The sequence below is a fragment of the Marinomonas shanghaiensis genome (assembly GCF_003259175.1).
GTDB classification, from domain to species: Bacteria; Pseudomonadota; Gammaproteobacteria; order Pseudomonadales; family Marinomonadaceae; genus Marinomonas; species Marinomonas shanghaiensis.
The window spans coordinates 292,762-308,203 of record NZ_QGOK01000003.1 but is presented as its reverse complement, the minus strand read 5'-3'; the positions used below and the strand labels follow the sequence as shown (position 1 = coordinate 308,203).

At 44.8% G+C, this 15,442-nt stretch carries 11 protein-coding genes and 1 pseudogene; 5 read left to right on the top strand and 7 right to left on the bottom strand.

What is annotated here, in order from left to right; all coding sequences use genetic code 11:
• Positions 1-410: 410 nt before the first annotated feature.
• From DKT73_RS01790 to hsdR, 6 genes and pseudogenes are all read right to left on the bottom strand, one after another.
• Positions 411-869, bottom strand: a complete 459-nt coding sequence (locus DKT73_RS01790; RefSeq protein WP_111636872.1) for a preprotein translocase subunit SecB — start codon at positions 867-869, stop codon at positions 411-413.
• Positions 859-1,395 carry a type II toxin-antitoxin system MqsA family antitoxin gene (locus DKT73_RS01785; RefSeq protein WP_111636871.1) on the bottom strand — a complete coding sequence of 179 codons (537 nt, stop codon included), beginning with the start codon at positions 1,393-1,395 and terminating at the stop codon, positions 859-861. The genes DKT73_RS01790 and DKT73_RS01785 overlap by 11 nt, the downstream gene beginning before the upstream one ends.
• A 9-nt stretch (positions 1,396-1,404) precedes the next feature.
• The gene (locus DKT73_RS01780) at positions 1,405-1,836 is read right to left on the bottom strand and encodes a hypothetical protein (RefSeq protein WP_111636870.1); all 432 of its coding nucleotides are present in this window, start codon (positions 1,834-1,836) and stop codon (positions 1,405-1,407) included.
• A 94-nt stretch (positions 1,837-1,930) separates the two neighbouring features.
• Positions 1,931-3,667, bottom strand: coding sequence for a restriction endonuclease subunit S (locus DKT73_RS01775; RefSeq protein WP_198666514.1), 1,737 nt, complete (start codon positions 3,665-3,667; stop codon positions 1,931-1,933).
• A gap of 32 nt (positions 3,668-3,699) precedes the next feature.
• Positions 3,700-5,187: pseudogene (locus DKT73_RS01770) on the bottom strand (N-6 DNA methylase).
• 81 nt (positions 5,188-5,268) lie between these two features.
• Positions 5,269-7,707: an EcoAI/FtnUII family type I restriction enzme subunit R gene (gene hsdR, locus DKT73_RS01765; RefSeq protein ID WP_111637168.1), complete on the bottom strand. Its 2,439-nt coding sequence runs from the start codon at positions 7,705-7,707 to the stop codon at positions 5,269-5,271.
• 185 nt (positions 7,708-7,892) lie between these two features.
• Between hsdR and DKT73_RS01760 the strand changes: the two genes are divergently transcribed.
• The 5 genes from DKT73_RS01760 to acnA all read left to right on the top strand — a co-directional run bounded on the left by DKT73_RS01760 (position 7,893) and on the right by acnA (position 14,326).
• Positions 7,893-8,831: a DMT family transporter gene (locus DKT73_RS01760; protein ID WP_111636868.1), complete on the top strand. Its 939-nt coding sequence runs from the start codon at positions 7,893-7,895 to the stop codon at positions 8,829-8,831.
• 128 nt (positions 8,832-8,959) lie between these two features.
• Positions 8,960-9,613: a hypothetical protein gene (locus DKT73_RS01755; protein ID WP_111636867.1), complete on the top strand. Its 654-nt coding sequence runs from the start codon at positions 8,960-8,962 to the stop codon at positions 9,611-9,613.
• Positions 9,613-10,383, top strand: coding sequence for a DUF3307 domain-containing protein (locus DKT73_RS01750; protein ID WP_111636866.1), 771 nt, complete (start codon positions 9,613-9,615; stop codon positions 10,381-10,383). The genes DKT73_RS01755 and DKT73_RS01750 overlap by 1 nt, the downstream gene beginning before the upstream one ends.
• A gap of 103 nt (positions 10,384-10,486) precedes the next feature.
• Positions 10,487-11,347 (top strand): NAD(P)-dependent oxidoreductase, encoded by an 861-nt coding sequence (locus DKT73_RS01745; RefSeq protein ID WP_111636865.1) that lies wholly within the window; start codon positions 10,487-10,489, stop codon positions 11,345-11,347.
• A 225-nt stretch (positions 11,348-11,572) separates the two neighbouring features.
• Complete coding sequence (gene acnA, locus DKT73_RS01740) at positions 11,573-14,326, top strand: aconitate hydratase AcnA (protein ID WP_111636864.1); 2,754 nt, start codon at positions 11,573-11,575, stop codon at positions 14,324-14,326.
• Positions 14,327-14,487: 161 nt separating this feature from the next.
• Here acnA and DKT73_RS01735 read toward each other — a convergent pair whose 3' ends face one another.
• Positions 14,488-15,246, bottom strand: coding sequence for a DeoR/GlpR family DNA-binding transcription regulator (locus DKT73_RS01735; protein WP_111636863.1), 759 nt, complete (start codon positions 15,244-15,246; stop codon positions 14,488-14,490).
• Positions 15,247-15,442 lie beyond the last annotated feature (196 nt).

Here is a 15,442-nt window from a genome sequence, read left to right as displayed (position 1 = left end):
AGCCGCTATTAAGCGGCTCTGGTACAAACAATAAAAACGACTTATTGCGGCATGCTCTTCGCTTTTTCAAGCATCTGTTGCTGCTCCTCAATCGCTTTTTTTGCGATCCGGTCAAAAAACTGGCATTTTTCTACAGACCTAGCATGTCGAAAAAAAAACAGAAAAAGGCGTCAATTTCACTTTTTTAGGAATTAGCATTTCGTATCTCCTTAACTACCGTAAACCGACAATAGTTCTCTAATTGCTCACGATTGTACTTTTTGCGCAAAACCTCGCTAATAAAGCATAAAGTTAGTCATGAAGAAACAAAGCCTAATCTGCTTAAAACCAATTACTTGCAAATAACTAGGGCTCGCGCACCTCATCTAGCACGACTAAATACCCTTCTTACTCATACCAGATAAATGCACTTATTTACTAAACTGTACGGTAGGTAACACAACGCGGGGTAAGCGCAAACGTTCACACTGAGCACTTAAAAATTCACGCCAATAAGGCCAAACATGAAAACTGGCATTTTGCAGTGCGAATTCATCGATAACGTCTTGCTCTAATAGTTCTGCCATTTGATATTCAGCGATAAAGTCCGCCTCAATAAACGCTTTAATATTAGACTCCTCGCTATCGCTTGGGGACAGCCAGCGGGTTCCTAAACGAACATAAATCCTTACCAGCAATTCAGCATCATTCACTTTAAGCACTTCACTTTTTCGTACTGTATGCATTTGCTGAACAAGCAACTCATCTAACTCAGTTGATTTAGGATCAAAATCGTCTTCGCATTGCGCTTGTGTTGATTTTAAGTAAACATCCTGAATCTTAAGGTTCTCGATGGCTTGCTGTAATTTTTTACTAACTTTAGCCGCCATAACGCGCCTCATATCCAGTGGAATGGGAAGTAATCATCACAGCCTTTGCTTTAGCCCTATAGTTTGCAAGATTAACAACGGTGACATCATTCCACAGAGCATCTCGCTTAATATGAACACCCGCATTGGTCATTAACTTATCCAATACCGTAGGCACTTCATCGGCCATTCGTAGCAATCTATCCATTGCGTCAGATTGCATGACATCGTCGGCTTCATATTTAGAAAAAGCAACAGGACCGCCACCAAAAACCTTTGCCGCTTCGTCCTGGCTCAACCCCCAAGTCTTACGAAGGTCTCGCACCTGCTTACCCGTTAATAAACCTTGCACCTGCTTTTTAAAAGCTACCATGGCACGCTTATTAAAACGCGCTTCAGTTGCACCAGCTTGCTCGCTGCCACAGGCATCACATTCTGCATAATGACTTTCAACTCGGCCTTGTTGACCTAAATACTCAACATCAATCCATTCAGTATGAGTATGTAATTGCCCAGCTTCACAAATCGGACACATTCTTTGTTTCATAACATTCCCCTACTGCGATAAATGACAAGAGACAAGTAGCAATAACTTCCCTGTCTTAGCAATCGCAAATTTCACATAATATTCGTAACGCAGATGCTTATAAGCATTGTCATTCCACTCATCACGTAACAAGCGGTAACTATCACACGCCGCCCAAGGACCTGTTGGTTTTTGTACACACCATTCAGAATTGATGTATTCGCCTTTGGTTAATGCTTGCTTCAACAGCTCACGCACATCGGCAATATCAAAGGCCAATCGCCCAACGTCTTGTACGCACTTGCGAGTCCATAAATTGGTTTTATTGTCGCCCTGAGCTAGAAGCGCAAGAACATCAGCAACCTCATAAAGAGGACCACTTCTTATTCGAGCTCTTCCATTGCCAACCTCCGTAGGCGGCACACCATCATAAGCGCTAATATTTGATGCATTATTTACCATAATGGTAACTATATCCAGTAATATTCATTCTTTCCTTAGTTAATACAAAAAAGAGACCTGAGCTCTTTTTTGTCCTCATGCTACCATTAAAACACTACAACGCTTGCTCAACTAACGCCTCAGCAAGGTTCAATTGCGTGGTTTGCGCTTCACTGAGTCGGGCTTTCAGTTGGTCGCAGATAGCCATTAATTCATCGACTTTGGCGACGATGCGGTGCTGTTCTTCGAGTGGAGGAATTGGCAATAAAATAGTACGAACTTTGCCAACACTTAAATTGTAAAGTCCACTTGAAGTAACTGCTAACCGTTTCATTTCAGAAATACCTAACGGCGAATTAAGAACCATCAGCACCCAATCACTTAATTTATGTATAGCTGGGCGACACTTAATCAAATGATTTTGGTGAAGACAATTCTCAATTTCACCTTTCCAGATAGCACACCTACCAATTTCATTTTCACTCCCATTACCTTCAACAACCAGTAAATCAAAACTTTCCAGTCTGTACTGGTCCAGCTCTTCACCTGTTACTTCGAATCTTTTTAGGTCATTGATATCAATATTACCCCGCTGCACATTTGCAACGGCTAAATACGGGTAATGATTAGAAACTGGTGTTCTTTTAGGAGTCTTTTGAATGCCTCCAGATACGTAAAAACAACTGTCAACACTAGAGACTCTCCACCCTACCGGTAAATCAAACGGTTTTTCATCCTCTGAAATAGGAGGTAGTGGCTTCTGTTTTTTGATTTTCTTTTGCTTAATCAGTTCGTCTTTCTCGGCGGCGATGCGTTTTAGTAGCTCAGACGCGGGCTCATCATTGGGATCTTGGGGCACCAGTTTGCCCATCACGGCGAGTTGCAGGATGGTTTGTTTAAGCTGGTCGATGCTGTGTTCTGTAGTGAACAAGGTGTCGAAGTGGCCGCTGATGCGCATCCAATTTTCCGCTAATTCTTCGGCATTCTGGCTATTCACTAAAGTGTCTAGTAAGACTGTTACCAAGGCTTGGTGAGCATCAAGGCTGGATTCGGTTTGCGCTTCGAGTTGATCGCAAAGCGCCGTCAACTCATCGACTTTAGCAACAATACGGTGCTGTTCTGTTAAAGGAGGCAAAACAACTGGAATCATTTCCCACTTGCCTTTATTTATAATCGCGATTGTAGTGCTTGCAGAGAAACTCCATGATAAATTTTGGAAGTAAGAAGCAGAAAGAACTTTAAATAAAAATTCACTAATGTCCAAATATGGTGTTATTGAGTTGATTTGCTGATTAAAAGCACACTTTTGATCAATATAAGCGCATTTGCCAATCGTGCCAATACACACCATTAAAACGGAGCCTTTTGGCGCTATTCGCCCTAGAGACTCAGCCCCAAAATAAGATAACCCCTCATTAGAGTAATTAACTTTCCCTTCTAAAATATCTCCTGGTTTTATAAAAGGTATATCTGATCCAAAATACTCCGTCTTATTTTTGCTTGGAGTCCCACCTGTTTGCGTATAGCCCAATTCACCTAATCTCGCCCACTCCCACCCTTCAGGCAATTCAAACGGCTTTTCGTCTTCACTTATCTCTGGCAGCTTTTTCGGCTTTTTGATTTTGCCTTCTTTCACCAACTGGTCTTTTTCTTGGACGATACGTTCCAGTAAAACAGACGCAGGCTCATCATTCGGGTCTTGAGCGACAAGTTTACCGCGCACGGCTAACTCTAGAATCAGCTCTCGCAGTTTTTTGATGCCGTACAGTTCTATTTTTTTACTTGAGCCTCGGCCAGAGCTGGATTTGCGCTTGATGGCGCTGCTCCAGATGTCGATATGCTCGGTGATCAAATTGTCTATTGGGCTATGGGATTGCTCAGACATTACTTCTCTCCGCCTACACTAGCGCCAGACGAGCTTAACGCCGCGCCCAGTATGCCTTTTAGCTGGTTCCGTAAAGCGGCGATGTCGTTTTGTTGTGCTTGATAGGTTGCCAGTAGCTCTTCTGGATCGTGGCTTTCTATCGCTTCTTGGTAGGGGTTCTTAATGTCTAAGTTAAAGTTCCGCGCGATGATGTCTTCAATAGAAACTTTCCAAGCTTGGTTGGTTTCCACACGGCTGGCAAAGCCGTCAGCCTCGTCACCCCACCAGTCGATTTCCGCCTGAAACTCTTCAAACTTCATTGGTTTGGTTTTGTTGTAGTTTTTCACGCCATCTGGATACGGATGCTCTTAGAACCACACGTCTTTTGTCGGCTGGCCTTTGGTGAAAAACAGGATATTGGTTTTAATGCCGGTGTAAGGGTTAAACACACCGTTCGGTAAACGCACGATGGTGTGCAGGTTACATTTTTCCGTGAGCATTTTTTTGATCTTGGTTTTCACACCTTCACCAAACAAGGTGCCATCAGGCAGTACCACACCAGCTCGGCCTTGGTTGTTCAGTACTTCTATGATCAACTGCAAAAATAAGTCGGCCGTTTCGCGGGTTTGCATGTCCGCTGGAAAGTTCTTTTCAATGCCGTCTTCTTCGGTGCCGCCAAACGGTGGATTGGTGGCGATCACATCAATATTACTGTCCCAGTTCGCCAACGGCTGGCTCAAGGTATTGCCATGGCGAATTTGCACGGGCACCTCAATACCATGCAACATCATATTGGTGATGCACAATAAATGCGGCAGCTGCTTTTTTTCCACGCCGTGGATCTGTTGTTGAAGAGTTTGATGATCTTCCGTGGTCTGCACATAACGATCTTTCACATGATCAAAACTGCAAGCAAGAAAGCCGCCCGTGCCTGCGGCAGGGTCCATGATACTTTCCCCTAGTTTGGGGTCGAGACGGTTGACGATAAACTGAGTCACGGCACGAGGTGTATAAAATTCCCCTGCGTTGCCCGCGCTTTGCAAATCGCGCAGAATTTGCTCGTAAATATCACCAAACAGATGGCGCTCTTGGGAATCGGTAAAATCGATTTCGTTAAGTTTATTGATCACCTGGCGCAGCAAGGTGCCGTTTTTCATGTAGTTGTAGGCGTCACTGAAAGCTTCTTTCACCACAAAACCACGAGGATTACGATCACGAGTGGCATCAAGGTTTTTCATGTCAGGGAAAAGATCATCATTGATGAAATCAAGCAGGTCGTCGCCAGTAATGCCTTCGGGGTTGGTTGCCCAGTTACGCCATAGGTAATTTTCTGGAATGGGTGCTTGATAAGCATCATCCTGTTCAAAGGCTAACTCTTCTTCTTGGGCGTCAAAAATCTTTAGAAATAGCAACCAAGACATTTGTCCAAGGCGTTGGGCGTCGCCGTCTACACCAGCGTCTTTGCGCATAATGTCTTGGATGGATTTGATGACAGTCGTGATGGACATAATTTTCTCTATTGCATTTGTTCGAAATGATGTCACTCAAGCCAAATACTGGCTTGAGTGACATATGAATTGGGGTTGGTGTTATGCGCTTTGATCTTGATAAAGCTCGTCTTCTAATGCTTTCACCGCGTCGTAATAGGTTTCTTTTTTGCCATCGAAGCCTTTTTTAATAATTTCCTGCATACGCCCGAACTGGTCGAACGGCGCGACTTTAAGTACTTGTATGTTTTCGATTTCCGCTACACCGACATCGGCGTATTTATCGAGCAGACGGCTAAGCACTTCTTGCGCCACGCCATCATAACGCGTGAAGTAGTCGCGCTTTTTCACTTGGTTGACGCGCTCTTTGCGGGTCAGCGGCGGCTGATCATATACGATATGGCAAATCATATCGAATGGATCTAATTCTTTTCCGACTTCCTGTTCGAGTAATTCCCAAATCACTCCGCACTCTTCCAGCTCATCAATAATGGCTTGTTTGCGTTCTGCCGCTTGCCACGTTCTGACAAATTCATCGAGAGAAGCAAAACGCTTCGCTAAAGTTTTGCGGGTGTAGTCTTTAAAGGATTCGGTCACCAGTTTGCCGTCGGTATCATAATATTGTACCCGCTCTGCGAGGGCTTTCACTTGCACACCGTTCACATGAAATTTACGTGGTTTATCATCAGTCCAATCTGCATCATCCAGTTGGCAATCTTCACGACGACCGTTTTGGTAGTCACCTTGGGGCTCTTGAATGCTATCTGGGTCTATGCTGTCATCTTGACTCAGGTCGATCTCTTCACCATCGTGGATCATTTCATCAAGAAGAGCGTCATCAGCAAAATCTTCTGGCTTACTGACTCTAATTTGCTCTGGATCTCCATCAAAGCGCGGATCAGCAAACAGCTCAGTGGCCTTTTTAAAGTCTAATATGGTGAACCAAAGCTTATTGTATTCCTGATCAATACGAGTGCCACGACCAATAATTTGTTTGAACTTGGTCATAGACTGTATGCCTTGGTCGAGCACGATCAATTTACAGGTTTTGGCATCGACACCTGTGGTCATTAGTTCCGAGGTGGTGGCAATCACGGGATAAGATTCTTTTCGGTTAGTAAAATAACTTAGCTGATCTTTGCCCTCTTTTTCGTCCCCGGTAATGCGCATCACATACTTGTCACTTTTCGCCACCTGTTCAGGATTAAGGTTAATCAAAGCTCGGCGCATGCGTTCGGCATGATCGATGTTGTTACAAAATATAATGGTCTTTGCCATAGGGTCGGTGCGCTTTAAATAGTTGGTCACAGTTTGTGCCACCAACTGGGTGCGCTCATCGATTATTAGGTTGCGGTCAAAGTCTTTTTGGTTGTAGATGCGGTCATCTACCAAATAACCATCTTTATCTAACTTGCCTTTTTCTGGTCGCCAGCCTTGTACATCCACATCAATGTCGACACGCATCACTTTATAGGGTGCAAGGAAACCATCTTCGATACCTTGTTTGAGGGAATAGGTATAAATCGGCTCGCCAAAATATTCGATATTCGATACGTCTTCGGTTTCTTTCGGAGTGGCAGTTAAACCAATTTGTGTCGCGCTGCTAAAGTGGTCGAGAATGTCACGCCAGTTACTGTCTTCTGCGGCGCTGCCTCGGTGGCATTCATCAATCACAATCAAATCAAAGAAATCAGGGGAGACATTTTTATAGGCCTTTTGTATCTCTTCCGTGCCTGTCATACCCTGATACAGACCAAGGTGAATTTCGTAAGCAGGGTCAATTTTATGGCCTTTGATTTTGGTCATGGCCGCACCAAACGGCTGAAAGTCATTGATAAAAGTTTGATCAATTAAGGCATTACGGTCAGCCAAGAATAAGATGCGTTTTTTCTGCTTGGCTTTCCATAACCGCCAAATAATTTGAAAGGCGGTGTAGGTTTTACCTGTTCCTGTAGCCATGACTAATAACAGGCGATTTTGACCTTTGGCAACCGCCTCTATGGATCGGTTAATGGCTTGCATCTGGTAATAACGGGGCGCTTTGCCCTCGCCATCACTATGGTAGCTTTGCGTCACTAAGGGCAGCTGGTCGTTACGATAGCCTTTCCATTCACAAAATTTTTCCCAAAGCTGCTCGCAACTAGGGAAATCATCCAGCGCTATCTCGCTTTCAACTTGGTTTGGATTGGTTTTATCATGGAATAAAAAGCCATTACCGTTACTGGCAAAAGCAAAAGGCACACCTAATCGTTCGGCATAGTCCAAGGATTGTTGAATACCATGACCAACAGAATATTGATTGGACTTGGCTTCTATCACCGCCAGTGGCATACCGTCTTTATAAAAAAGTGCAATATCGGCTCTTCTCGCCTTTTGACGCGCTGCCACTTGACCTCGCACCACCACCTTACCATCTGTAACAGGGAACTCTTGTCGTATCTGTGTACGATCGTCCCAACCAGCACTTTTAACAGCGGGCAGAATAAATTTCGTGATGATGTCGGTTTCTGTTAATTTCGCTTTATTAATGCCTGAGGCCATGCCATTTATCCGCTGCAACTCCATTTAACTTCCTAATATAACGAAAGTTTTGTGTAAAGCCGAGTGTATTTGGGCAGTTAACCGAAAATTGAATGATCAGTTTCTGCTTTCTTCCCTAGACCAGCATGGGTATGCTGATAAGCAAAAATAAATTGGGATCCGCTGTACCATTTTAAGGATTGATAATGACCGCTTTGTTGAGTTTTTTCACTACCCGCATTCACTCCAATGCCTATATATTACTGATTTTATGCACTCTGTTTTGGGGTGGAAATACCATTGCTGGCCGTCTGGCTATCGCTCAGGTTTCACCACTCTCCGTGGTGTCTCTACGCTGGCTGATTGTGAGTAGCGTGATGTGGTTCTTTTATGGCCGCCAAGTCCGTCAGGAATGGCACCTGCTGCGTCCCCATTTGCTAAAAATGGTGCTGATGGCGACTCTGGGCTTCACTTGTTTTAATTCTCTATTTTATATTGCCGCTCATCAGACCACCGCCATTAATATTGGGATCATTCAAGGCAGTGTGCCTGTATTGGTCCTGCTCGGAACCATGTCCTTGTATCGAGAAAAGGTCCATCTTTTGCAGTCCATTGGTATTATTCTCACTTTAGTGGGGGTGACTTTGGTGGCCACTCAGGGCCACCTAACCAAGCTGCTAGAACTGTCCATTAATCCGGGAGACGGATATATATTGATCGCCTGCGTGTGCTATGCCATTTACACCTTGGCGCTACGCAGTAAACCAAATGTCTCTGCCATGGTGTTCTTTACTGTTTTGTCCTGTATTGGTGCCATCACGGCGCTGCCCGCTCTAGCCTATGAAATAGCCACTGGCGCGGCCTACTGGCCCACCCCACAAGGTTGGCTGATTGTGTTGTATATTTCGTTCTTTCCCTCTCTGATTTCTCAGGTATTTTTTATGCGTGGAGTGGAATTGATAGGCCCTGCCAGAGCCGGAGTATTTATTAATTTTGTGCCAATTTTCGCCCCCATTTTAGCCGTGCTACTGCTGCACGAAACCTTCCACTTTTATCATGCTATTGCTCTGGCCATGGTACTGGCAGGGATCTGGCTGTCGGAACGCAAAAAAACTTTGCAGACCGACTCAAAACACTCTCAGTAGGTAGACTAAATACAGACCAAACCAATTTTGGTCAGTATTTATTGACCAAACTGGCTTTGGTCAATAATTTGTGCTTTTATTATGCCTTTACTTAGCGATTAATCTTGGCGAGCTGGGAGGATAAATGCATGAGTTTGAATAGCAAAGCGGCGCTTGCCGGTGTGATCACCGGTGATATGGTGAATTCCAGTGCTTTGTCGGATGCGGAGCATCAAGCCTGTTTACAGCAGATTGAGCAAACCATTGGCATTTTCCAAGATGAGTTTAGCGCTCAGGGGGATGTGTTTCGCGGTGATGAGTTTCAAGTATTTGTCCCCGACCCAAAACACGCGCTGCGCTGTGCGCTGTTATTAAGACTCACACTGATGAGGTGTGTAAAAGACGCCGACGCTCGGGTGTCTATCGGTATTGGTCAGTATCAACAGATCGAAACGGAACTGAGAAAAACCGCCAAAGGCGAAGCTTTTCAACTATCAGGCCGCGCTTTAAAGGACATGAATGAAGAACGCCTTAAGCTGTCTTTGCCAGACACAGTTGAAGCCAACCCCAGCCGTGATTTATTGATTCGTCACCTCGATTTTATGATGACGGGGCTCAGTGAGAAACAAGCTGAGGTCTTGTTCCCTCGCCTTCTTTATCCTGAATTCACTCAAGAGGCTCTTTCCGCCAAAACGGGGATTCACCGCCGTTCATTAGCATCACGGTTGCAACGCGCCAATGCGAGTTTGATACTGGATACTTTGAATGTCATAGAAACCTCGTTAATAGGGAGTAAGTCGTGATGTTTCAGTTCGACGGTTTGGCTGTGTTGCTCTTGTTATTACTGGGGCATGTGATTGGTGATTTCTTCTTACAACCCAATACTTGGGTAAAAGACAAAAACACCCTCCAAGGCCATTCGCGCGCTTTGTATTATCATGGTCTGGTTCATGGTGCCATTGTCTTAGCGATTGTGAGTTTCGCAACCGCCACCAGCTTGCTCGGCTCGCTCTTCATCGGCTTATTATTCGCGCTCATTCATGGCCTAATCGATTATGCAAAAGTGAAAGTGGGACAAGGCTTTTTGTGGTTTATCATCGACCAGCTACTTCATATCCTCAGCATCCTATTTTTATGGTTTTATCTCTTTGATACTGCGATAGAACAAATCAGAACACTCATTGATAACATAGACTACAACGCGGCGTTACTCATCGCTCTCGCTTATTTAGTGATGTTAAAACCAGCCTCTATCGTTATTGGTGAAATTCTTTCCAAATGGTCGACCAATTTAAATGGGAATGGTGATGATAGCCAAAACACGAAAGTGCAATCCTTACCGGATGCAGGTAAGTACCTAGGCTATCTTGAACGCATTTTGGTATTAACCTTTATTTTAAACGGCCAATACACCGCCGTAGGATTCGTGCTGGCCGCGAAATCCATTTTCCGCATGGGAGACTTACGCGAAGCCCATGATAGAAAATTTACAGAATATGTGATGCTGGGCTCACTGTTTTCGGTGAGTATCGCTTTATTCACTGGCTTTATTGTGGTGAAGCTACTGTCCTAGCCCCCATGGTTAAAACGGGTGCTACGATATAACCATTCTTATCTGCTATAACGACTAACATGTATTCATGTTTAGAAAACAACACTGATTGAGTGAGTAATGTATGAAACGTATTGGTTTTTTGGGTTTAGGGATCATGGGCAAAGCCATGGCTGCCAATTTATTAAAAGCGGGATTTGATGTCACCGTGTGGAATCGCAATTCTGCAAAATGCGCTGAGTTGGTGGCATTAGGCGCACACCAAGGCGAGACCCCTAAAGCCGTTGCCGCAAGTTGCGATATGACCTTCGCCATGGTATCTGACCCTGAAGCCGCCCTCGCCCTTTGCCAAGGCCCAGATGGTGTTGTGGCAGGCATTGGTGCTGGCCGTGGTTATGTGGATATGTCGACCGTAGACGATACCACCTCGAAAACCATTGCCCACTTAATCACCCAAGCGGGCGGACGTTTTTTAGAAGCGCCCGTTTCAGGGACAAAAAAACCCGCGGAAGATGGCACATTGATTATTCTCGCCGCTGGAGACCCATCCCTTTATAACGACGCAAAAGCGGCATTCGACGTCATGGGCAAGATGTCACCGTACCTTGGCGAGGTTGGTCAAGGTGCCAACATGAAGCTCGTGGTGAATATGATGATGGGCGGTATGCTAAGCATCTTTAGCGAAGGCATGTCACTAGGACAAAAAGCGGGCTTAGATGGACAACAAATTTTAGACATTCTGGATGCAGGCGCGATGGCAAACCCAATGTTTAAAGGCAAAGGCGCAATGCTATTAAATGAAAACTACACCACCAGCTTTCCACTCAAACACATGCAAAAAGACCTACGACTTGCCATCGCGCTTGGAGACCAGCTTGAGCAACCTCTCCCAACCGCCGCGATTGCCAATGAAGCCTTTAAACAGGCGCTAAAAGCTGGCTTTGCAGAGGAAGACATTGCCGCGGTTTACAAAGTAATAAAGTAATCTTAAAAGTATGATGAGGAGATATTTCGGCATATCTCTTCATTGTCGTTCAAAATATTTGCATCAACCGCTTGGTAACCCCTTCTAAAATAAGGAAATAACGTCCAGCCAATTTGATTTGACCGCTTCCTTATGTCTCACCTCCTTCTATGCAGGTTAAGATAATCTATACTTATTTTTTTGCAGAGGTCTTAACCATCCTGACCAATACAGTAGGAGGACACTATGAATAATAGTTTTAACACTCAGCAACAACTCACTGTAAATGGCGAAGCGTTTCATATCCATTCCTTACAGGAACTTGGCAGCAAGGCAAAACGACTGCCTTTTTCATTGAAAATCTTATTAGAAAACTTGCTGCGTCATGAAGACAGCATCAGTGTCAAAGCCGAAGACATTCAAGCCTTACTTGATTGGAATCCACAGGCAAAACCCAGCAAAGAAGTCGCCTTCACGCCAGCTCGTGTTGTTATGCAAGACTTTACGGGGGTGCCCGCCATTGTGGATTTAGCGGCCATGCGTGATGCCATGGAAATACTCGGTGGTGATCCGGCGAAAATAAACCCTCTCTCTCCCGTTGAACTGGTCATCGACCATTCAGTACAAGTAGACGGTTATGGCAATGATGGGGCATTTGATTTAAACGCTAAACTAGAATACGACCGCAACAAGGAGCGTTACGAATTTTTGCGCTGGGGACAAACTGCGTTTGATAATTTAGAAGTAGTCCCTCCAGCAACCGGTATTGTGCACCAAGTAAACTTAGAATATTTAGCACGTGTTGTGTTTCATAAAGACAGTAACGGCGAAAAATCGGCTTATCCAGACACGCTAGTGGGCACAGATTCTCACACGACCATGATTAATGGTTTAGGCGTCCTAGGCTGGGGCGTCGGTGGCATTGAAGCCGAAGCCGTTATGTTAGGGCAACCTATTAGTTTGCTTATACCGCACGTTGTCGGGGTAAAATTAAGTGGCCGATTACCAGAAGGCACAACCGCAACCGATCTGGTGCTTACCGTAACGGAAATGCTGCGAAAACACGGCGTTGTCGGTAAGTTTGTTGAATTTTATGGTGATGGCCTTGCCGAATTGCCGCTTGCTGACAGAGCCACCATTGCCAACATGGCCCCTGAATACGGCGCTACCTGCGGTATTTTTCCTATTGATGACGAAACTATCAACTACTTGCGCTTAACCAATCGCGACGAAGCACAGCTTCACTTAATAGAAGCCTATGCCAAACATCAGGGCTTATGGCGCCACAATGGTGATGAGGCAGATTATTCCGATTATCTTGAATTAAAATTAGGCGATGTGGTGCCTAGCCTAGCAGGCCCAAAACGGCCACAAGATCGAATCCCCCTTGACCAAGCTGGCGACGTGTTACGCAAGCACTTAAAAACGTTTCAAAATGAACGCATTGAACGCCGAGAAAAAAACGATCACCAGCAAAGTCTTATTGAAAGCGAAGGCCCAGCCAAGGATGCCAATGAGCCGGTAAACGAAGCGCAGTTTATGGGAGCGGCCAATGTGACATCGCAAGGACAAGCGTTTGAACTCAATGACGGTGCTTGTGTGATTGCCGCAATCACAAGTTGTACCAATACGTCTAATCCAAGTGTGATTCTCGCCGCAGGTTTGGTCGCAAAAAAAGCCAAACAACTCGGCATTAATGTCAAACCTTGGGTGAAAACCTCTCTAGCACCGGGTTCTAAAGTCGTCACAGACTATTTAGAAAAAGCGGGAGTCTTAGAGGATTTAGACTATCTGGGGTTTAATCTAGTGGGCTATGGCTGCACGACCTGCATTGGTAACTCGGGTCCATTAGCCAATGAAATATCCGAGGCCATTCAGAAGCATCAACTCATTGTGAGCTCCATTTTATCAGGTAATCGCAACTTTGAAGGCCGCATTCATCAAGATGTAAAAATGAACCTGTTGGCTTCGCCACCCCTGGTTGTCGCTTACGCTATTGCAGGGCGCACGGATATTGATGTTTATAGAGAACCGCTAACGCAAGACAAACAGGGCAATAATATTTATCTAAAAGATATTTGGCCAAGCGTGAAAGAGGTCAGCGATTTGGTGAAAGACACCGTCACCAAAAGCCTGTTTGAAAAAAACTATGCCAATGTCTATCAAGGTGACCATCGTTGGCAACAGATTCAAGTACCCGATGGCAAACTATACGATTGGAATGAGGCTTCTACCTATATAAAAAAAGCCCCCTTCTTTGATGGCATGACGGTCGAGCCTCCCGGCATACCTAATATAAAAGGCGCCCGTTGCTTGGCGAAACTTGGCGACTCTGTCACGACCGATCACATTTCTCCGGCGGGGGCGATTAAAACAGATTCACCTGCAGGCTTATACTTACAGGAGCATGGTGTTGAAAAATCGCAATTTAACTCTTATGGATCACGTCGTGGTAATCACGATGTCATGGTTCGAGGTACCTTTGCCAACATACGTTTGAGAAATCTACTCGCCCCCAGCACAGAAGGCGGCGTAACACGTACCCAGCCCGATGATAATTTAGCCAGTATATATGATGCTGCCATGGCCTATCAAAAGCAGCACACCCCACTGATCATTTTGGCTGGCAAAGAATATGGAACAGGCTCATCCCGCGACTGGGCCGCGAAAGGCTCTTTACTACTAGGCGTCAAAGCCGTTATAGCTCAGAGTTATGAGCGTATTCACCGCTCCAATTTGATCGGAATGGGCATCTTGCCATTGCAATTTAAAGAAGGGGAAAGCCATGAGTCATTAGGATTAACCGGACAAGAAATATTTTCTATCGATGGCTTGCAGGACAGCGTCACTGACGTCACGCTGGTGGCAACCAAAAGCGATGGAGAAACGCTGCGTACCCGTGTCGATCTGCGTATTGATACGCCGAAAGAATGGGAGTACTACAAACACGGTGGCATATTACAATATGTATTGCGCAATATGCTTCATCAGTCCACTTAATGCTTGATGAACCTGACTACCAAGGCGAGTGAAGCAGACTTCATAAGCCTTGGTTTTTTTGTTGTGTGAATAAAATAGGTTAGTTTCGAAGGCAAGCAGCGCACCGATCAATATCAACAAACGCCTCATTTCTTCCGATTAGCCGATTAACTCACAACAACTCACGCGGTTAATATATCAATCCCCTTATCTTTTAACTCGTTAAAGGCGCCCTCAGGCAAACCAGAATCCGTGATGATGGTATCTATTCGCTCCATATCCAATGCATGAAAGGCCGCGATTTTCCCGTATTTGGACGTATCAGACACCAGACAAACGGCTTTCGATGATTTGGCAATGGCTTGCTTAACAATGACCTTCTCTTCATTCGGTGTAGAGAGTCCTTTCAAATTCCAAGACGAGGTTGAAATGAAAGCGATATCAATGTTCATGCTGAGTAAAAAATCAGCGACCTTTGATCCAACCGTTGACTGGTTTTGTCGATCTACCTTACCACCAGTATGGTAAATATCATTACTTGAGTTCGCCATTAAAAAAGCCGAAATCGCAAAATCATTGGTAATCACCAGCAGATCCTTGCGTTGAATAATTTGATGGGCAATCTCTAAAGTCGTGGTGCCAGCATCAAGGTAAACGGTCATGTTAGGCGCAATGATACTCGAGGCCAGCTTACCAATTTTTTCTTTTTCCGCGGCAAACTGCGTAATCTTCACATCGTGCGAGAGTTCAATATGAATATTTCTGGCCAGTTGAACCCCACCTGAAACAGAGCTGACTTTACCAATAGCTTCAAGCTTTTCTATGTCACGACGAATGGTCATGTGCGAAACATTAAATAAATCTACCAACTCCGTGATACTAACGACTTCTTGATTTTTCAACAAAGTCAGAATTTTTCTTTGCCGTTCAATAGGGATCATATTTGCGCCATTCCATTCACTAAATTACGTATTTCGCAGCTTAGCAAAAAACAACCCTCATGTGAATTTATGTGAATGAGCAGTAAAAAAACGGACAGTTCCCCTGTTTAATGCCATGTTTCGTGCTAGACATCACACCATGAGACGAGAAAAAGTCAAAAACACCGAATAAAAGTGTTAATAATTGTTGAAATAT

Excerpts from the sequence above, each read along its gene's own strand:
- DKT73_RS01790 (WP_111636872.1), bottom strand. The coding sequence starts at position 869 with ATGGCGGCTAAAGTTAGTAAAAAATTACAGCAAGCCATCGAGAACCTT.
- DKT73_RS01785 (WP_111636871.1), bottom strand. The coding sequence starts at position 1,395 with ATGAAACAAAGAATGTGTCCGATTTGTGAAGCTGGGCAATTACATACT.
- DKT73_RS01780 (WP_111636870.1), bottom strand. The coding sequence starts at position 1,836 with ATGGTAAATAATGCATCAAATATTAGCGCTTATGATGGTGTGCCGCCT.
- hsdR (WP_111637168.1), bottom strand. The coding sequence starts at position 7,707 with ATGGCCTCAGGCATTAATAAAGCGAAATTAACAGAAACCGACATCATC.
- DKT73_RS01760 (WP_111636868.1), top strand. The coding sequence starts at position 7,893 with ATGACCGCTTTGTTGAGTTTTTTCACTACCCGCATTCACTCCAATGCC.
- DKT73_RS01755 (WP_111636867.1), top strand. The coding sequence starts at position 8,960 with ATGAGTTTGAATAGCAAAGCGGCGCTTGCCGGTGTGATCACCGGTGAT.
- DKT73_RS01750 (WP_111636866.1), top strand. The coding sequence starts at position 9,613 with ATGTTTCAGTTCGACGGTTTGGCTGTGTTGCTCTTGTTATTACTGGGG.
- DKT73_RS01745 (WP_111636865.1), top strand. The coding sequence starts at position 10,487 with ATGAAACGTATTGGTTTTTTGGGTTTAGGGATCATGGGCAAAGCCATG.
- acnA (WP_111636864.1), top strand. The coding sequence starts at position 11,573 with ATGAATAATAGTTTTAACACTCAGCAACAACTCACTGTAAATGGCGAA.
- DKT73_RS01735 (WP_111636863.1), bottom strand. The coding sequence starts at position 15,246 with ATGATCCCTATTGAACGGCAAAGAAAAATTCTGACTTTGTTGAAAAAT.